16 protein-coding genes, 1 tRNA gene and 2 pseudogenes are annotated in these 19,167 nt (G+C 54.4%); 8 read left to right on the top strand and 11 right to left on the bottom strand.

Features of this window, described 5'->3' with window-relative positions:
- Positions 1 to 153: 153 nt before the first annotated feature.
- The 3 genes from CEW89_RS13785 (at position 154) to CEW89_RS21065 (ending at position 2,756) form a co-directional block, all read left to right on the top strand.
- Complete coding sequence (locus CEW89_RS13785; protein ID WP_096806277.1) at positions 154 to 1,128, top strand: LysR family transcriptional regulator; 975 nt, start codon at positions 154 to 156, stop codon at positions 1,126 to 1,128.
- Between the two features lie 58 nt (positions 1,129 to 1,186).
- Positions 1,187 to 2,011, top strand: a complete 825-nt coding sequence (locus CEW89_RS21250; RefSeq protein ID WP_244906061.1) for a universal stress protein — start codon at positions 1,187 to 1,189, stop codon at positions 2,009 to 2,011.
- A 544-nt stretch (positions 2,012 to 2,555) separates the two neighbouring features.
- Positions 2,556 to 2,756 carry a hypothetical protein gene (locus CEW89_RS21065; protein ID WP_096806276.1) on the top strand — a complete coding sequence of 67 codons (201 nt, stop codon included), beginning with the start codon at positions 2,556 to 2,558 and terminating at the stop codon, positions 2,754 to 2,756.
- Here CEW89_RS21065 and CEW89_RS13770 read toward each other — a convergent pair.
- Positions 2,750 to 3,328, bottom strand: coding sequence for a hypothetical protein (locus tag CEW89_RS13770; protein WP_096806275.1), 579 nt, complete (start codon positions 3,326 to 3,328; stop codon positions 2,750 to 2,752). The genes CEW89_RS21065 and CEW89_RS13770 overlap by 7 nt on opposite strands.
- Positions 3,329 to 3,472: 144 nt before the next feature.
- Here CEW89_RS13770 and CEW89_RS13765 point away from each other — a divergent pair, with 144 nt between their 5' ends.
- From CEW89_RS13765 to CEW89_RS21240, 3 genes and pseudogenes are all read left to right on the top strand, one after another.
- Positions 3,473 to 3,787, top strand: coding sequence for a hypothetical protein (locus CEW89_RS13765; RefSeq protein WP_096806274.1), 315 nt, complete (start codon positions 3,473 to 3,475; stop codon positions 3,785 to 3,787).
- A pseudogene (locus CEW89_RS21245) lies at positions 3,726 to 4,215 on the top strand (lytic transglycosylase domain-containing protein); the annotation flags it as partial. The gene CEW89_RS13765 and the pseudogene CEW89_RS21245, both read left to right, overlap by 62 nt.
- A gap of 42 nt (positions 4,216 to 4,257) precedes the next feature.
- Entirely contained in the window at positions 4,258 to 4,410 is a 153-nt protein-coding gene (locus CEW89_RS21240; RefSeq protein ID WP_244906230.1) for a hypothetical protein, read from the top strand.
- 635 nt (positions 4,411 to 5,045) lie between these two features.
- Here CEW89_RS21240 and CEW89_RS20850 read toward each other — a convergent pair.
- The 4 genes from CEW89_RS20850 to CEW89_RS13750 form a co-directional block, all read right to left on the bottom strand.
- Positions 5,046 to 5,357: an SH3 domain-containing protein gene (locus CEW89_RS20850; protein WP_157779856.1), complete on the bottom strand. Its 312-nt coding sequence runs from the start codon at positions 5,355 to 5,357 to the stop codon at positions 5,046 to 5,048.
- A 104-nt stretch (positions 5,358 to 5,461) separates the two neighbouring features.
- The gene (locus tag CEW89_RS20845; protein ID WP_157779855.1) at positions 5,462 to 6,217 is read right to left on the bottom strand and encodes a TIGR02594 family protein; all 756 of its coding nucleotides are present in this window, start codon (positions 6,215 to 6,217) and stop codon (positions 5,462 to 5,464) included.
- On the bottom strand, positions 6,214 to 7,908 hold the full coding sequence (locus CEW89_RS13755; protein WP_096806273.1) for a DUF4123 domain-containing protein: 1,695 nt from the start codon (positions 7,906 to 7,908) through the stop codon (positions 6,214 to 6,216). Before CEW89_RS13755 ends, CEW89_RS20845 begins: the two co-directional genes overlap by 4 nt.
- A gap of 114 nt (positions 7,909 to 8,022) precedes the next feature.
- The gene (locus CEW89_RS13750) at positions 8,023 to 9,120 is read right to left on the bottom strand and encodes a hypothetical protein (protein ID WP_157779854.1); all 1,098 of its coding nucleotides are present in this window, start codon (positions 9,118 to 9,120) and stop codon (positions 8,023 to 8,025) included.
- A gap of 17 nt (positions 9,121 to 9,137) precedes the next feature.
- On the opposite strand from CEW89_RS13750, the pseudogene CEW89_RS13745 reads away from it, so the two are divergent.
- Positions 9,138 to 11,399, top strand: a pseudogene (locus tag CEW89_RS13745) (error-prone DNA polymerase); the annotation flags it as partial.
- 137 nt (positions 11,400 to 11,536) lie between these two features.
- Here CEW89_RS13745 and CEW89_RS13740 read toward each other — a convergent pair.
- The 5 genes from CEW89_RS13740 to CEW89_RS13720 form a co-directional block, all read right to left on the bottom strand.
- On the bottom strand, positions 11,537 to 12,262 hold the full coding sequence (locus CEW89_RS13740; protein ID WP_096806271.1) for a hypothetical protein: 726 nt from the start codon (positions 12,260 to 12,262) through the stop codon (positions 11,537 to 11,539).
- Positions 12,263 to 12,434: 172 nt separating this feature from the next.
- The gene (locus CEW89_RS13735) at positions 12,435 to 14,168 is read right to left on the bottom strand and encodes a hypothetical protein (RefSeq protein WP_096806270.1); all 1,734 of its coding nucleotides are present in this window, start codon (positions 14,166 to 14,168) and stop codon (positions 12,435 to 12,437) included.
- A complete protein-coding gene (locus CEW89_RS13730; RefSeq protein WP_157779853.1) occupies positions 14,165 to 15,928 on the bottom strand; it encodes a hypothetical protein in 1,764 nt (587 codons plus the stop codon). Before CEW89_RS13730 ends, CEW89_RS13735 begins: the two co-directional genes overlap by 4 nt.
- A 498-nt stretch (positions 15,929 to 16,426) precedes the next feature.
- Positions 16,427 to 16,503 (bottom strand) — tRNA-Pro (locus CEW89_RS13725).
- A gap of 136 nt (positions 16,504 to 16,639) precedes the next feature.
- Positions 16,640 to 17,584, bottom strand: a complete 945-nt coding sequence (locus CEW89_RS13720) for a DMT family transporter (protein WP_066707359.1) — start codon at positions 17,582 to 17,584, stop codon at positions 16,640 to 16,642.
- A gap of 123 nt (positions 17,585 to 17,707) precedes the next feature.
- Here CEW89_RS13720 and CEW89_RS13715 point away from each other — a divergent pair, with 123 nt between their 5' ends.
- The gene (locus tag CEW89_RS13715) at positions 17,708 to 17,998 is read left to right on the top strand and encodes a hypothetical protein (protein ID WP_066707356.1); all 291 of its coding nucleotides are present in this window, start codon (positions 17,708 to 17,710) and stop codon (positions 17,996 to 17,998) included.
- A gap of 61 nt (positions 17,999 to 18,059) precedes the next feature.
- On the opposite strand, the gene leuB is transcribed toward CEW89_RS13715, so the two are convergent.
- A complete protein-coding gene (gene leuB, locus CEW89_RS13710; RefSeq protein ID WP_066707353.1) occupies positions 18,060 to 19,163 on the bottom strand; it encodes a 3-isopropylmalate dehydrogenase in 1,104 nt (367 codons plus the stop codon).
- Positions 19,164 to 19,167 lie beyond the last annotated feature (4 nt).

Here is a 19,167-nt window from a genome sequence, read left to right as displayed (position 1 = left end):
CTTGGAAACATCAACTGCCCGCCATGCCATCACCGACACCGCCCGTGAACACGCGCCCGATGCGTGTTCGCGAATAACCTTCGCAAACTCGTTCCCCTGCCGGGACATCCCGGCCTGCCAATACCGACTGAAACCTGAAACCGGACCGAAGCCATGACACAACAGCCGAAGCATGTCCCTCTGCCACAGGAGTTTCTGCATTCCAGAAACCTGACGTTGCATAAACTCAATGTATTTTGCATCGTTGCCAAATATTCCAGCGTGACACGGACCGCCGAACATCTGAACATTGCCCAGCCGGCTGTTACGGCGCACCTGCGCAGCCTCGAAGAAAGTCTCGGAACGCAACTTGTGCGCAAGGCCGGGCGCAATATCGAACTGACCCAAGCCGGCGAACGGGTCTATTCCTGGGCAACCGAGGTCATGCAACGCAGCTCGGAGATGTTTCTTGATCTGGAGGATATCCGTCAGGGCATCCTCGGAGAAACCAAGATCGCAGCCACAATGGTCGTCGGAACATATAAACTTCCAGATATCATTGTCCGGTTTCACAAGGAGTATCCGACCAGCAAGGTCTGCATGTCGATGTCCAGCCCCCGCCTCGCCACCGAGGCCGTTCTCTCCGGCGACTGCGATTTTGGCGTCGCCCTGATTGACCCTAACCAGGACACATCGCGGCTTGAAATCGAATTGCTCTGGAAAGAACCCCTCTTCCTTGTTGCGGCCCTGAACAGCAGCTTCGTCGGAAATGTCGCGAGCCTGTCGGACCTCGCCTCCCTGCCGTTCGTCACCCCCCGCAAGGGACAGATCGCCCGCGAACTCATTGACGAGGCGCTGCGCACCGCGGGCGTTGTCCGCACAAACAGCGTCCTGGAATTCGGGCATCCCGAACCGATCCTGAGCGCCATTCGCGCAGATATCGGTGTCGGCTTTGTGTTTCAGAGCGCCGTACCCGCCAACCCGGAAAAAGACGGGCTTCGCATCGTACAGACACCGGAAATCGACATCGCCATTCCCCTGTTCCTGATACATGACAAGAAAATGGTCTTCTCCGCGCCGCAAATCGAACTGATCTCGGAAATCCGCACTACGTTTGCGAATTTCGGACGGGAAACCACAAAAACATAGACCTCTAAGATTGTGTCGTCTAAGGTTTCGAAAATCATTTTCGGACTGTGAGGACATCGTGACCATTAAAAACATCCTTCTCGCCCACACTGGAAGCGCGGGATTTCCCCATAGCCTTCGTCACGCCGTGAAAGTTGCAAAACGCCATGAAGCATGGCTGACCGGCATTTATGGCGGACCGTCGTCCTATTTCGATCAGGTGCTGGGTCTGACCGAAGACCTCCACGACAAGCTCAAGACGGTGAGAGCCGCAAAAATCGAGGGCTCGCGGGAGTTGTTTCAGCAGGAAGTGGAAGCCGCCGGGATCGAAAATCGCGCCCGTTTTCTCATGCCCGAGGTCATCGGCAAGCTTTCTCTGGCAGAGATCGCCCGGAATTTCGACTTCATCGTAACCGGCTACCCTCCGAAACTTCCCACGGATGAATACCGGGCCGTCAGCCCGGATGTGATGGCGCTGCAAAGCGGTCGCCCCGTGCTTGTGGTGCCCGATGACTATATCTCAGAAGGGCTGGCCAATCATGTGCTGGTCGCATGGGACGGCAAACGAGCCTCGGCTCGCGCGCTGAGCGACGCCATGACCGTGCTCGAAGACGCACCGAAGAAGGTCTCGATCCTGACCGTCGGCGATGTACTTCACGAGATGCCCACAGGCACCGATATCGTGACCCACCTCGAACGCCACGGCATTCAGGCGGAACATATCCTGCGTCCCAAAGCGGGACGAAAAATCGCGGAGATCATCGAAACGACAGCTTCTGAAATCGGCGCACAGTTGATAGTGATGGGCGCATACGAGCACAGCAAATTTTCGCAGGATCTGTTCGGCGGTGTCACCCACCATGTGATCCGCACCGCCAAAGTTCCAGTGTTCATGTCGCACTAAGAGAATGACCCCTACATGCATGTTTGATGCCAACGACAACGGGACAGTTAGACAAAGCGGAACGAGACGACATTTGGTTCATAGTAACTACTAAGAAGTGGCTCTATGGATGCCCGCCAGCGCGGGTCTACCCCATCTTAATAAGACGCGCGACGCCCGTGAACCACACCCGGACTCGTGCGTCTTAGCCGCGTGGACAACAAAGAGAATAATCTGTGATTGTAACATTTATTTAGCGTGACTGCATTTCGCGCACAATGTCCATTCCATAGTCGTCAACTTGAGCAACTGTGTTTGTATTGAACATGCAGGAGCTGAGACGCGCGTTTTCTTAGTCATGACGAACTTACTAATCTGGCCAACATGAGTCGAATTCACATGGCAAGGAGGAGAACACAAAGTTCGCTTCATCCATCAATTTATTGGAACGTATCACAAAATTCATGGAGGACGACCCGACCCTCTTGTTCACAGAGCGCCGTGCAGGCCTTTTATCGTGCCCCCGCGCTTCCATGCGCACATTTTCTTAACAAGCAGTATTTTTATGAGTAAAAAGAAGATCGTAAGACCCTTTCAGGAGGGCTATTTCATCTCGGGGCAAATCGAATCCCTCGTCTTTACAGATTACCGATGGGACGACGGATCCGTGAGCCGCCTCTGGCACATCGCTCCTGACAAATTTGATGCCAGCCGTGCAATCCTGCGCCCACTATCACCGCAACCTCCTGATGAGAGCGATCAATAAGAAAACCACTCCGAGTGGTCCATGTTGCCCTCATAGTCGCCATATTCAATCATAATGCTGCGCAGAGAATATTCGCCGGACCTTTGCCTTGTTGGAAGGTCGATCTCTTGACCGCTTTGGGAAACAAACGTGTCAAACCAAGGCCTATCCGCTCCATTCACTCTTTGAAGATACGTGCAGATTCGGTTTTCTCGATCACATGATTTGATTGACCACCCCCATACACGACCATCATCATCTTTCTTGTAGGAGCGGACGGTGAACCAGATCACATGGGTGCGGTTCAGCCATTCATATTCCGGCAGGTTTGTGTCGAGCTCGCCCTCTCCGCCGGGTCCACCCAGTTCGATCGGCACATCGGCAAAGGTGCAGACCCCGAACGGGGGCAGGCTTGGCCAAGGCGTGATGCGGCGGATCATGGTACTGTAAGCACGTGCACAGACGGCACTCGGGGGGAAACCTCCCGCCATGCAGAGCATGATGGCGCAGTCGATGTCATAGGCCTGCGCCTTCTTTGGGGTTCCAAACACCGCCATCGCCCCCATCGCCGCTGCCATTGCCTGTCGCTTCATGTCACTCACCAGCCTTGTTTCGCGCAATAGCTGAGCAGACTATCGCGCAATATGTATTTATATGCAATATGTCGTATTGACTCCATATGACTTTATGGCCTTAGTGTCGTGAAGTAGAAGGGCTCTCAGTGGGAGAGTCCGAACATGCCGATAGCGCGCAACCAGATCCTGATCACCATCGATGGTGTCAAAGACTTGTCTGAGAAAGGCATCGCGTTCCGCTGCCGGTATGAACTCGTGGGGTTCACGGACGATGGCAAGCCGCGCTACCAGTGCATCTACCTGCGCGAGGGCGAACCGGAAGCCATTCTGGTCTCGACCCGGATTACCCCGCACGGGCCAGAGCCACGGTACTTCAACATATGGCCGGGGCTCTTCAAACATCATCTCGAGTTCGGTGACGGGCGCGATCTGCGCTTTGGTCCTGACTATAAGCTCACCCTCGAGGAGCGCGGCTGACGTCATCGCCTTCAGCCACGACGGGACAGCCCGGACCTCTGGCTGGACCTTCCACGGCGACAAACCCGCTTGGGCAGGACTGAACAACGGCGCTGAACCCGTGGTTTCCTTACCATCTCAGGAGGCCACGCCGACTTCGGAGCGCACAGAGATCCTCGATTTGATCCGGGCCACTGCGGAACGCCACCAGAACAATCACGCCCTCAGGCAAGTCAGCCTTGCGGCCCGTGACTGGCAGGTCCTGCTCCGCGCGCTTGTAGAGGCCGAGAGCAACTACAATCCGACCGCCGCCAGCCCCAAGGGCGCCTATGGCTTGGGGCAGTTGATGCCTGACACCGCGCGCGCTCGGCGTCGATCCGCGCGATCCGTCCCAGAACCTCGACGGCGCAGCGCGCTACCTGCTCGCACAACTCGGAACGTTCAAGGACATCAACCTGGCGCTCGCGGCCTATAATGCCGGGAAGCACAGGGTGGTCGAGTATTCCGGTGTGCCACCTTTCTCCGAGACCCGCGACTACATCGCGCGCATCCATCGGATCCGGTCCCGGCTGTCGGGCACGCCCGTTTCCGCGCCGGACATCCGCGTCGCGACCCGCGTGCCCGTCCTCATCGATCTTCAGTAAAACAAGGGAACTTCGCATGCTCAGACATCGCCTCAGCCGCCTCTTGCCTGCCGCCACAACCCTGGCGGCTTTCGCAATCCTAGCGATAATATCCAACTAGCGAAATGCATGAGATCGGCGCATTCCGAACTATTGTCCCGAAAAATCGAGTGGCAATCGACAGTTCGCTTTCACCACGTACACTGAGCTGTTCACAGCAGGCGCGTTTGCGCGCCGCTTTCTGTCCACCCTTAGACGTCATAGAGACGTGCGGGAGGCGAATACTTGTAAAGAAAGGAAATATTCAGTGCCATAAAGGCAGAGTTCAGTGAACTCTACAAGTTTGTAGCGTGTCATAGAATTCTGCCTTTTCGGGATTCTATGGCACTGAAAACAAAGAGAGAAAAGTTGTTCGCGTCAAGAAAACTTCCTCTTGTGTCAGTAAATGTTTCCTATTGTAACTTGGTCTTTCAAGAGCCGAGGAACTGAATGCAAGAAACGAAATGGGGCAGCCAATGGCTGCCCTTTTTTGCCGCGTAAACAGATTGGTTTCACAGCGATTTTTACGATCAAAATCCCAGATCAAGCCGTTTCCACGCCGATACCAAGCCGCTTAGGAAGCTAGAAGTACCCCATTCGTCGGGAGCGCAAGCTGTTCAATTCTCGGGATGATCGTAAAAATCACAAAGGTACTTTGTGCTCACGAAACCGTACAGTTCTATAGGCATTTGACTGAATTCGCGCCATTCTCGTCCATCAGAATCTGCAGCAACTAGAAAATAATCTATAGCTGACCATTTATTGTCTTCGGAAAATTCCCCGGTCATATGAACAAGCATGAAATTATTCAGCTTTATAATTTCGGGGGAAGATGTACTCGGCCCAGATCTCAAAGAGAGATAGCTTTCTGAGTCACTCAACCCGCATACAAGAGCATAGCCTTCTTGATCCGGGGAGGGTTGCATCATGATTGGTCCGTTTGCGGTATAATTGATCCCTTCAAGATAGTACGGGTCAGCGCAAATCCTCGCGGGAATGACAAATATGAGCAGCAGTATTCTTCCAAGCAAATTCATCGTGTTGACTCTCCGTCGCCATTTGCAGCCCGCCCCGTGTACACATTCAATTCGCAGCACGCGTGGGGATAATCATCGGGAACCCAGAAACCCTTGAATTTGGATTTGTGATAATAAGATACCTTCACTGTATTACTTTGATTTCCCCCAAGCATGGCCAGCGTATTCGGATCGCCTTCCTTGTGTCCGACAATAAAACCGACGTGAGATTTTTGCACGCCCAAACAACCATATATAGGCCTACCGGTATTTACCCCATGCGGCCAGGAATCGTGCCACATACGGGCTCTAAATGGATCATCGGCTAACTTGTTTTTCGCGTAGCCTGCTTGCTTCAGAACCCATGTTACAAAGGATGAGCACCAAGCATCAATGCTACGACTATCATCAAGTCTGGGAGTTTCACCATTTTGGGCCCTTGCCCAAGTAAATCCGGATGCTTCATGGTATTCCATCACTCTAGGATTGGTTTCCGGACCCGCTATTTCTGATACCCCCAATTCATTCCAAGCAATCGGCATCCATCTGGGGGGAGGGCAGCAAGCCGCTTCTACTTGCTCCGCATTCTGCTCCGAGCCTTGTTGCTCTGCGGTTAGGTTAGCCTCCTTCGTTGCGCTACCTTCCTGTACATCCCCCACATTGCCGGAGATATCACTTGGTGTCGTAGTCGAAACATCAGAAAGCGAGGAGACCGTAGGAGACAACCAGTTTTGAACCGTCTGAACGGCATTGTGCCAAAAATCTTTACTCAAGCTACCTGCTCCATAAGATTTTTAAAATACGTCATTACGGCATCTCCCAATGCATGTCGTCTTCTCGTTTCATCCGACATCTTCAGCACGGTTTGTGCCCACGGATAAATTGGATCTTGTGCAAAATTAGCTCCAAAATAGAGCGCAAGGCATATGTAGGCCACAATATCTGAACCATTTAACCCAAGCCTCTGTCCGATACGTCCTGAACAGTCTATGAATGCTCTCGCGTCCTTGGATGAGAGGCCTTGCATGCCGTTGGGCCAAATCGCTCTCAAACGTTCCTCAACGGCTTCATGTGTAATTTCGGAGATTGGCCTCGAATAAAGACGCTCAAAGCCCAATAGAGTGCGCATAGGATGTTCCAAGTCCTTTCGTCGCCCTTCATCTGACTGGTCGATGAGTTCAAATAACCTATCAAATTGTTTGTATTCGGTATTGGTCCAGAGAACCTTATTTAGAGCTGGCTGATATTGCGGATCATCTTCAAAATAGCTTCCCCAAAAAGCGACAATGATCAGGTATTTAAAGTGATCGCGCTCAGAGGAAATTCCGCGCTTTTTGGCGTTCTGATAGGCGAGACGTATGACTCCCCTAAGCTGCTCATCGGATAGTGTGTCTGCCAATCGCGAAAATTGTTTCCGAAAGAACGTCATCGCGCGCATTTCGTAGCGATCTTTCCGATAGTTGGAAATTGCGGTCAGCTCTGTATCTGAAAGCAGTATTTGCCCGGTGACGTGTTTCCCTTCGCGCATTTGTAAAGCCGGGATGAGTTCCCATGCTTGTTTCCCATCCGATTGATCGCCAATGACTCTCCATACTTGTTGACCATCTCTGATGTCGAACCACTGAGTGTTTTTTAAGAACTTGCCCTGAATGCTTTCGAAATAGCTGCGAGCAACTTGGGGATCCCAAAAGCGGAAAAAGACCCATGTTCTATCTGCTTCGACTTGTACTTTTGTAAACTTCCTGAAATGCCCACAGACCTCGGCCATGAGTGCCGTTGTGCGGATGAAAATGCCGGTGTTGTGCCCCCAATGCTTCGCAAAAAAGCTCTTGTGAAAGGCTGGTACGAGGCCGCCGTCGTCCCAAGCACCATCAGGCAGGGTCATGTCGATGAGATACGGCGCGCTTTCTTTAAGCTCCTCGGCGGCGCTGCCTTTGAACAGGCACTGGACCGGCACATCGACATTGTCGAGATCGAAGGCGCCGATGACGTTCTTGCGCAGCGTGGCATCGACGATGAGATAGGTTCGCATCTTTGGTCCATCTTGCGGCTGACAGAACAGAAGCTCTTTCAGTTCTGGCGCGATCCAAGCCCGATCCCAAAACGGAATGTCGGTTTGATCCGACAAAGGCGCGATCTCATGCTCGGTGATCGTGAGATAGCTTTCCGCAGTGTGCCCATTGGCGTGTTTCGCGATGACGGACATCGCCCCCATCTCGGCAGGGTGACCTGAGTGAACCGCCTGCGCCAGTTCCATGATGTGCGCCGGAACGTCGGACAGGGTCACGACCGGCTGGACGTTTTGAAGCCGGATGAGAGAGAGGTTTTGATACAAAACACTGGCTTCAACCCCGGCACGAAAGGTCGCATACCCGTCCGCCCAGACGGCGCAATGACAGTGGGCTTCTTCGCCGCCAGAGGTAGTAAAATGGCATTCGCCAATCCATGCTTCAAATTTGGTCATGTTTAAATATCCAAGAATATGTATTAGGGTAACATAAAGAACATCTCAGAACACGGGGAAAGACTACTGTCAGCAATCCTTCACCCCGTGTTGCATTTTTTGCGAACGCCCAGATCATTCGCTTAGAGACCGCAAAAGCCCCAGCTCGATCAGCACCGCCTCAGCTTCTTTGCGTCGGTAGATCGCGCCGAGCCCATGTTTGATCGGGATTTTCTCAACGCCAGCGTCGAGCAGATGGAACCGCACGGAATTCGCGTTTTGCCCGCATGCCTCCGCAAGTATGCCGAGGGTCACATATTGCTGCAAAAACGCATCTATCGAAACCTGAGAGATGATCTCGGTCTCCATGAGTGTCGCCGGATTTTTGCCTCTGTAGGTCGTCAGAAATCCCTGATCGAGCAGATAGCGCAGCGTCGGACTTGAGACCCGCAATTTTTGATACATCTCTCGATAGGTCAGCCCGGAGAATGAGATCGTCTGCACCGCATTTTTAAGTGTGTCGAGGTGAACAATCGCCCCCGCCAATCCTGTCTTGCCGCGTAGCAACCCTGCGCATGGCACCTTCCGTGTCGCCAAAAGATGCAGGATTTCGGAACTTCGCGCACGGACGATCTGGCCTGCTTGCAAGGCCAAAACATGATCTTCCGGGACGCTGTCAATGATATCGGCGCCCTGCGTGACCGTTGCCAAAAATCGGTCTAAAAATATGGGATCATACTGGTGGTTTCTGAGTTGGCGGTAGCCCCGGCGAGGGATCAGCCCGTCGTAAACCAGTTTGCGAAACAGCTCTTCGCTGAGACCGAGGCGCTGCGCAGCCTCTTGAAGATTGATATTCTCTTCGATGCTGCGACTGATTTCGTCTATGAGTGCGCGATCAAGAGGTCTGTCCAGAATGACGCTGTCAGGCCATCTGGGGTCTTCTCGCGCCAATCCGCGTGCCAGTAACTCATCACGCATGCGCTTCGTCCCGAGTTTAAAATTGCCCTTGATCCCATGGAACGAAAATTTGGCCTGCTCTTCAATGACCGTTCCCAGAATAGTCATGCCGGGGCGAACAACGTAATTGTCCGTGATTACATCGCGCATAATATCCATGATCGGAGAAAAGCCTGCATCGCCGTCTTGGTCTGTGAGCCATTCGTAAAAGGGACCATAGATTTTTGAGTAATTCTGACGTGCTCCATTCTCAGGAGGCACCATACCGAGCAGCACATCTTTAAGCGTGGCTTTTCCTCACCGTGCATGACATTGTCCAAGAGGCCCGGTCGCGCGGCATCCTCTGCCAAGGGCGCGGCTCGGCGGCCAATTCCATCCTCTGTTACCTTCTCGGGATCACCGATGTCTCGCCTGACATGATCGGCATGGTGTTCGAACGCTTCATCTCCCGCCATCGCGGCGAGCCGCCCGACATTGACGTGGATTTCGAACACGAGCGCCGCGAGGAGGTGATCCAGTGGATCTATGAGAAATACGGTCGCCACCGCGCCGGGCTTTGTGCGACCGTGATCCATTTCCGCACCCGCGCCGCGATCCGCGAGGTGGGCAAGGTCATGGGCCTGTCCCAAGACCTCACCGCGCGGCTGTCGGGCGACATCTGGGGGCTGACCAATTCCGGCGCGGATATGGAGCGGGCGAAAGAACTTGGCCTCAACCCCAAGGACCGGCGGTTGGCGCAAACGATTGAGCTCATCGGCGAGATCATCGGTTTCCCGCGCCATCTTTCGCAACATGTCGGCGGCTTCATCATCACACGCGGGCGCCTAGACGAGCTATGTCCCATCGAGAACGCCGCGATGGAAAACCGCACAGTGATCGAATGGGACAAGGACGACATCGACGCCTTGGGCATTCTTAAGGTCGATATTCTGAGCCTCGGGATGCTGACCTGTCTGCGCAAAAGCTTTGATCTCTTGGACGCGCATGAGAAGACGCGCCTCACCCTCGACAGAGTGCCGCAAGAGGACCGCGCGACCTATGAGATGCTGCAACGCGCCGATGCGGTGGGGGTGTTTCAGGTCGAAAGCCGGGCGCAGATGAATTTTCTGCCACGCATGAAACCCGCCACGTTTTACGATCTGGTGATCGAGGTCGCCATCGTGCGTCCCGGCCCCATTCAGGGCGGTATGGTCAAACCCTATATCCGGCGACGTCAGGGGCTTGAGGCGCCCGAACCCTTTGGCCCTGCGCTCGAAGAGGTCACGCGCAAGACGCTCGGCGTGCCACTTTTCCAAGAACAGGCGATGCAGATCGCCGTCGTCGGCGCAGGCTATTCGGCGGAAGAGGCCGACAAGCTCCGGCGCTCGCTGGCCTCTTTCCGGCGCATGGGCACCATCGGCGAGCACCGCGACCGGTTCGTGCGCGGCATGATGGAGAACGGCTATTCCGAAGAGGTCGCCATGGCCTGCTTCGGCCAGATCGAGGGCTTCGCCGATTACGGTTTCCCCGAAAGCCACGCGGCCGCCTTCGCCATGCTGACCTATGTGTCGTCCTGGCTCAAATGCCACCACCCGGCGGTGTTTGCCTGTGCTCTTCTGAATTCCCAACCGATGGGCTTTTACGCCCCGGCGCAGATCGTGCGGGACGTGCGCGACCACGGCATCGAGGTGCGCCCCGTTTGCGTCAACCATTCGGGCTGGGACAACCTGTTGGAACGCCGCGCGGACGGGGCGTTGGCGCTGCGCCTCGGGTTTCGACAAATCAAAGGCTTTCGCGAGGAAGACGCCGGTTGGATCACGGCGGCGCGCGGCAATGGCTATCAGGACCCGGAAAGCGTCTGGCTCCGGGCGGGCGTTGCGCCCTCCGTGCTCGAACGGCTGGCAGAAGCCGACGCCTTCATTGGTATGGGGCTAACGCGCCGCGATGCGCTATGGCAGGTCCGCGCGATCCGGGCCCCGAAGCCGCTGCCGTTGTTCTCCGACCCGCTCGATGGTGAGGGTATTCGCGAACCGGAGGTGCGCCTGCCCAACATGCATTTGGGCGAGGAAGTGGTGGAGGATTACGTCGCGCTGCGGCTGACGCTGCGCGCCCATCCGATGGAGCTTTTGCGACCGACGATCCCAAATCTAACGCCACACGACCGCCTGCCAACGGCGCCCCTCACCCGCACCACCGTCTGCGGCCTCGTCATCACCCGGCAACGCCCCGGCACGGCCTCGGGCGTGATCTTCCTGACGCTCGAAGACGAAACCGGCGTCTCAAATGTGGTGGTCTGGCCGAAGGTCTACGAGCGCTTCCGCCGCATCGTCATGGGGGGACGGCTGTTGCGCGTCACTGGGCGGCTGGAGCGCGAAGGCATCGTCGTCCACCTCATCGCCGATCACATCGAAGACCTGTCGCACAAGCTCTCGGAACTCGGCCACCCGCTCGACGACGCCATCGGCGTCACCCAGCCCCAAGCCGACGATGCGCCGCGACCGCCGCGCTACCCGCCCCGTGCCCGTCATCCGCGGGAGCAGGCCAAGCGGTTGTTTCCAAGCCGCGATTTCCATTGAAAAATGAATAGAGGAAGCGGCCCAAAGCTGACGCTGACCACAACCGTTTGTTGCTGCGCCCGCAGCCCACGTTGCGGACATTTAGCAGGATGCAGCATTTTAGTCGCCCCTAAAAGAATATTGTGTTTTCTTTGATGTTAGGATTTAGATTCAGGTTTTCCCCTCACTTGACGTAGTGAACGCTGTTTTTCCAACCACGGCAGCGCTCGTTCTCGATTTAATTCAACCCAATCACCCAATTTCTCGATCTCATCCATCGCTGCGAATAAAGACGCACGGTCAATTTTCATCGTTATGCCAAAGAAATTACTGACTTCTAAGCCTTCCCCGTTCATGGCTTCTATTTCCTCGGTTCGACCGAAAATTGGTCGTGGGTGTTTCTGTATAGTCACAGCATCAATCTTGATTCGAAACCCAGTGATGTCGTTTCCGTGTTGACCTTGATTTCGAGCAAGCACGACTTGCTCTAAGATCTCAAAATTGACACCACTCTCCACCCAATCTGTATTGAGAATTTCACCCAATGCGGCCTTAAAAGCACCGACATACCCGCCCTTTAACATCTTCTTTTCCTTCTCATCAAACTCGAAACAAAACTCAATTTTCTTGAGGGAGTTAAGGTAAAGCTTCAATGCATCACTAAGAAGCGATACACAGGAGATCCCAATTAGATCGACAGAAGTGTTGGCTTCTTCCCATTCAATTTGAAAAGCTGGCTCTCCATCCTCGCTATAAGGCGGATTGTCAAAAGGCGCTTCTCCGCTCTCGATCTTCCGTATTGTGTTTAAGAAATTCGATGCGCTGCAATCGTAGTGGTTTCGGATGAAATCCAAACGTTGTTTCAGGAACCAGCATATGTCCATTGTGTCAATTCTCCTTCGATTAAATTCTATATCTTAAAAGCGGTACCAGCTTCTCTAAAACCGCTTGCAAAATCATACTCATAGGGAAAGTCCGGCCCAATGCGGACATTGGCGTACCCAAACGGTGCTGCGGCGCAGCTTTCGCAGAAGGACAAGGAAGGTTCTTGCTCTTCTATGAATTGGGCTCCACTGGAGCCACATCTGAATGGCTTTGCGGCGGCATCCAAAGTGTCGGCGGGATGGGCAAGCGGTAGTGCCTGCACGCCGTTAAAAACAGTGGCACCAGTCCTCTCTTCATCGCTGTCATTTCAAAAATTGCCCCACACTCCTTGATTGCTAGGTTCAATGAGTCTGCTATCTCCGCATGCCCACTTGCTGGCGAAAGATCAGTCACACAAATCCCATGGTAGGTATCACCACGCCAGACTTTCTGGTCTGTTTCCTCATCGGGGAACCATGCCTGATGTGTGCAGTCGGGTATTTTTTGCGAAAGTCGACTGGAGAATTTTTCAATCAAATCTTGTTCGGCACCATACTGAAGCCACACGAACAGGTAGGGATATAGGACACTGCCAACACAGGCCTCGTCACGGTATTCCTGTTCACTACTCGCAGGGTGAGCAAGCAGATCGTTGTAGTCGCGAAAACACGTTGGGTAGCTGGCATTGGTTAGAAGCGCGAACGATGTGTTCTCAGCCATGGCATGAAACCATGGCATAAATCGCCTGACTGACGATGTCTGTTGAGCAAGATACATAACCAAGGCTGCCTCGATCATGTGATCGTCCTTAATCGGAGATTCCAGAGTCGGGTTGTTGTTGAGCAGGGCCACCAACATATCGAGCATCATCTTTGTCTGCTCGTTCAGGCTGTGAGCGAACTCGGGGTTCGCCTCCGATAGAGCCTTCCCGAACAAATCCGTCCAGATTGCACGGGTAGCCGCCCGCCCAAGCAGGTCGAACATCGCAAGATTGGCATCGACAGCTTCTCGCGACTTCACCGAAACGGTGAGCGCATGAAGCGTCTCGGCATGAGGATACAGTACCTTCTCAAAATACAACTCGGACATCATCAAATAAAGCCGAATGTACTGATCCAAGATCGACATCAGAGCAGTTTGATGCTTAGTTGGTTTCGTCCTGACTGGTTGTTCTCGCATTGCATCCCAGCAAAACAGCAAGCCCAGTTCAGATATCCGATAGACGACATCGAGGCTCTTAGCTTCAATCGCCCAGGCGCATATGACGTGCAGGCCAATATACGCTTGTCTTAGCCTCAATAGCCGCTCTTTGTCTTTCATCTCCTCTTGGAGGGGGAGAACGATGGCGACAAAGCTCCTAGTGTACTCGTAGCAAGCTTCTGGTTCGTTCACCATTGCGAGAGCTTTCTGAAAATGCCTGCGCGCCGTTTCGTCCAACAACTCCCGAGCCAACAAGGATTTTTCCATAAATCCAGCTAGGCGCTCCCCGTTCCATAGCTCAAAGCACACCTCGCTAGTCGCGTTTTTCTGCGTGAAACCAGCCCAGTTGCCCTCAACAGTTTCCTTTAACTCACCCCCCATGCACAAACATATTTTGATCGGTAAATCTTGATGCTCTTTTGCAATTTTCGAACCGATGTAGACATCCAGTATTTCCTGCAGCTCTGGACGCACTGATTGTGGCCCTGCATCCCAATCGTTGCGCCCTACGTCTCCTGCCTTTACGCAGAGCAAATAGAGGTACTTCTGATCATCGTCTGGCAACTGACCTACGGCAGATATATCAACTCCATCTTGGCGAGTTCCGATCATTGGAGTTTTCAGCACCTGCAACCCCATCGCAGACAGCAAGTTGGGCAACAAGACTTTGTCAAGGTCTCCACGTTCCTTGAGAGACGCCAGATATTCTTTGAGTATCAGTTTCATTTTTCTTTTCTCTGCTCGACCCTGCAAACCAAGAGCAAACGATTAAATCCAACCGGGTCCACAACGGACAAACGAGGGAATTCGAAGCTATAGGATTGTTCGCTCAGGGGGGTGATACTTGGAAACTTCTTGCCATCAGCACCCGTGATCATACTGAAGCTCTTGCGACCGTAGAGCATCGTCGCAGTATGAAACATATCGCCAAAGATAGACATTTTCCGAGCTTGCTTTTGGATATCAGTGTTCCTCTGGTGATCTTTTATCGCAGCTGCCCGCCTCGCTTCGTTTGAGGGTTCAAGTTCACTGATTTCTTCCGCATTTCTCAATCCCTCTATGTACGCCTTGTGTCGCGCTATCAGGTCTTGAGATGCCTTAGCCACAGTCGGAGAAGCACTAGACGCTTGCTGCTCAAGATACGGCCTTAGCTCACTAGAGTAGCTAAGCAGAAGTGGCTCCCAAAGCAGTCCTTCTACCTCGGGCACTGCGTTGGGATGTCCATGTTCTACTAGGCTGAGAAGAATTGACGCCGCCGTGATCTCATGCAGCCAAAGGAACCCGATACATTTTCGGGCTAGAAAGACTTGATCAGCCGCTTCGTGGGGTAGGTCTTGCGGCAGGAGAGGTAGCGCGACTCCCTTATCTCCGCCGCTGACCATCTCGGCTAAGAAGCTGCACAAGGAAAAGTCACCAGAATTAAGCCATCGTGCGAAGAGATATGACGCGTTTGCAGGCTCCTTCCAAACCCATTCGCAAAAACTATGAAACTGCTTACTCTTTGCTGGCTCCTCGAAGCGCGGAACCAAGGCCTCTATGAACGCGACCACTTCCTTGAACGACCAGCGGTCATCTTTCCAGGTTAGCGCGTGATCTATCCACTGGCTTGCTGTTTCAAAGCTCGAGGATATGCTTTGTGATCTACTTAATACTGCACTGATAGTTTGCCCTGTGGATGCATTCTTGTGATAGAAAAGCATCGCGCACAGGCGCACCAAGTCTTCGTCGGTCGGCTGGGCGAGAATGGACTTTATCACTTCATCTTGCCGATATTTTTCTTTGCCCGCCTCTTTGTCCCAAATGCGAAAAACGGCTTCGATAGCAGCATTTCGCGCATCATCAGAAGACGGGCTTTGAATTTCCGACAGGCAAGCATCTATGCCAGTTTGGTCATCCTTTGATGTCATGTTTTTGAGCCTTCCTAAGGCACGAAATCCAATAGATCGGATTTCTGCTCTATAGTCCCCTACAAAGTCTACCAAGCACCCAAAGTCATTGAGGCCTTGCAAAGCAAACACACAGGAGCGTTGGCAATCTGCTTGGCCGTCTTTTGCGCCTAGTATGATTTCTCTGGCCTTTGAGGGATGTTTTTCGCACCAACGGACGAATGACACAAATGGTGTGTTAGAAGCCCCATCATTGCCTGCTCTTTCGACCAAACATTCAGCAAATCGCTGAACAGCGGGATAGTCATCTTTCACATGCTCAATTGCATCAGACAACGCGCCGAAAATGATCCAAAATTCATTGTGCTCAAGCCGTCGTATGGCCTCAAGGTTGTCGTTCGAGAGCAGAGCGATCTCACCCGAGTTGTGCAGTTCAGCTAAAAAACCGCCTAATTCACGCTTTCTGTCTTTGTATTCGAGGTCGAGAATTACGGGGATAAGGCGTCTGGCGGCGTCGCCCTCGACAATCAGTTGAGCTAAGTTGCTTTCGTCCGTCACTCCCCCAGCCTCGTTCATCATTTCATTCTTTTGCACAACCATACCGCACAGGCCAATCGTTGGAAACTGCCGCCTCTCAAGGAGGTATAGGTACTTTGCACAACAACTGTCTCGACTCTGCAACCGCAGCGAAGGTCTGCTCTCCGCCGATGCTGTTGAAAAAGTCTTTGTTGCGGCGCAGCAAGTCGTTTGATTCACTCAATTATGAGGGAATTGGAGGATTCTGCCATGATGGGCACTCAGGACGCACCGGCGTAGTTGTTTTATGATTTCGATCTGGAGCGGCACGTGCCTGAGGAGCACATGCTCCGCGAGATTGAGATCGACGCATTCCCGAACTCTTGTCCCGAAAAATCGAGTGGCAATCGACAGTTTGCTTTCACCACGTACACTGCCAGATGCTCACAGCAGGCGCGTTTGCGCGCCGCCGTCCGTCCACCATCAGACCCCACAAAGACGTGCGGGAGGCAAAATCTTGTAAAGAAAGGAAAGATTCAGCGCCAAAAAGGCAGAGTTCAGTGAACTCTACAAAGTTTGAATTGGTCGGAGCGAGAGGATTCGAACCTCCGGCCCCTGCCTCCCGAAGACAGTGCTCTACCAGGCTGAGCTACGCTCCGACCGTGACGGGCGGAATATAGGGGGGCGCGGCGATTTGCAAGAGCGAATTTCGTCTTTGCCACGAAAGACCGATAACATGCCCTGACCCATCTCCGTTTCCATGAAAAACAGGTTTTCCCACACACCCGGCACGGCTCAGCGGAGCTTCTCGCGCCGGACAAAAGGCGAAATTCGAAAGGACATCGCTGTCGAGGCCCGCGAGCGGGTCCTGAGCACCGGAGTATTCTCAGAATGACCGCCACGCGATTCGCGGAACACAATGTAGAGGCCCGACAGGATGATAATCCCGGCGCCAAGCACGGTGGCGCGGTCGACGCTCTCGCCAAAGATGAAATAACCATAAATCGTCGCCCAGATGATCTGGGAATATTGCATCGGCGCGACGATGGCCGCCTCGGAGGCACGATAGGCCAGGATGAGGACCACGCCACCTGTGAAGCCCAAGAGCGACACGGTTGCCACCCCGCCCAGATCCAGCAGCGGCAGGGGATGGTAGAAAAACGACATGGCCGTCCCCATGACGATGAAATTGGCGATCAGCGGGTAGAGCATCAGCACTTCGGTGCGCTCCTCCCGCCCGACCTTACGGACGACGACGGAGGCGAAAGCCCCGAAGAGCGCGCAGGAGAGTGCTGCGGCATGGCCAAGGGTCAGTTCGGTGCCTCCGGGGCGCAGAACGACCATCACTCCGATGAGGCCCAACACAACCGCCGCCCAGCGGTGAAAGCCGACCTTTTCGCCCAGCATCGGGATCGACAGGATGGTGATCACCAGAGGGGTGGCGAAGATCAGGGCGTAGACCTGCGCCAGCGGCAGGACGGAAAAGGCGTAGAAGGCCGCGACCGTGTTGATCATCGCGGCGAGCGTGCGGAACAGGGTCCACCACGGGTGAACCGGGCGCAGATGGCCGGGGTTGCGGTCGCGGATCAGCATGAACATGACCAGCGGGAAGGAAAACAGCGTGGAGAAGAAGATGATCTGGAACGGGGTGTAATGCCCGCCCAAGAATTTGATCACCACGTCATGGGTTGAGAAAATCGCGAAGGCGGCGAGCGCGTAGAAGGCTCCGGTGATGTTCATGCGGTCTGTCCTGTTGCTGGCCTGTTTGCTTGCGCTATCACAGTAGCACTCCGGAGAATGCTTTCAACGGGATCGGTCGGTTTGCCCTTGTTCCCGAGGAGACCCGACCCCATCTCATGATTCATGTATCGCACCCGGAAATCCGCAACCTGCTGTTATTGTGGCTCGAAAACCGTGCTGACGCTCGATGCGGCACGGCATGAGCTGAAATGTACCAATTGCGGCGCCCCCTTGTCGCGGATGAAGGCGTTGCGGGTGGACCATGTGGGTGAGACGGTTTCGCCCAAAGGCAAGACGGCGAAGAAGGCCCGCGCGCTAGCCTTGGAGAAGCCCCGTCAGAAAAAGAAGAAGCGCAAGGGCGTGGCGCATCGGTTGTTCGATGCCGCCGAGGATCTTTTCGATCTTTTCGATTGACACATTCGACCGATGCAAAAGGGCGCCCCAAGGGACGCCCTTTCGTCAATGTCAAAGCAGATCAGAGCGAGGCGTCGAGCGCTGCAAGGATCGCGTCGCCCATGCCGGAGGTGGACACCGGGGTGACACCTTCGCCCGCCAGCAGATCGCCGGTGCGGACACCGTCGGCCAGAACTTTCTCGATGGCTTTTTCCAGACGCGTAGCCTCTTCGCCTTCATTGAAGGAGTAGCGCAGCGCCATGGCGAAGGAGAGAATACAGGCGATCGGGTTCGCTTTGCCTTGACCCGCAATGTCCGGGGCCGAACCATGGACCGGCTCGTACATGGCTTTCGGACGACCGTTTTCCATCGGCGCGCCGAGGGAGGCAGACGGCAGCATGCCGAGCGACCCGGTGAGCATGGCGGCACAGTCGGACAGGATGTCACCGAAGAGGTTGTCGGTCACGATCACGTCGAACTGTTTCGGCGCGCGCACGAGCTGCATCGCACCGTTATCAGCGTACATGTGGCCCACCTCGACCTCTGGGTAATCCGCAGCCACCTCGTTGACGACATCGCGCCAAAGGATGCCGGATTCCATCACGTTGGCCTTTTCCATCGAGGTGAGCTTCTTGTTGCGCTTCATCGCCAGCTCGAAAGCGGCGATGGCAACACGACGGATCTCGGACTCGGTGTAACGCTGGGTGTTGATACCCACGCGCTCATTGCCTTCGGTGATGATGCCGCGCGGCTCGCCGAAATAGATGCCGGAGGTCAGTTCGCGCACGATCATAATGTCGAGGCCGGCAACCACGTCTTTTTTCAGCGAAGAGAAATCGGCCAGAGCGTCAAAACACTGTGCCGGGCGCAGGTTGGCGAAAAGGTCCATTTCCTTGCGCAGGCGCAGAAGGCCACGTTCCGGTTTCACGGAGAAATCGAGCACGTCGTATTTCGGACCGCCGACGGCGCCGAGCAGGACGGCGTCCACTTCCTGGGCTTTCGCCATGGTTTCATCCGCGAGCGGCACTCCGTGCACGTCATAGGCGGCACCGCCGACGAGATCCGTGGTGACATCGAATTTCAGGCCGCGCTTGTCGCCGTACCAGTCGATGATCCGAACCACTTCGGCCATCACTTCGGGGCCAATACCGTCACCGGGGAGAATGAGAAGAGAAGGCGTGCTCATGTCG

The sequence above is a fragment of the Celeribacter ethanolicus genome, from assembly GCF_002407265.1.
GTDB classification, from domain to species: domain Bacteria; phylum Pseudomonadota; class Alphaproteobacteria; order Rhodobacterales; family Rhodobacteraceae; genus Celeribacter; species Celeribacter ethanolicus.
The sequence above is the reverse complement of the archived record's forward strand: the minus strand, read 5'-3'. Positions and strand labels throughout refer to the sequence as shown.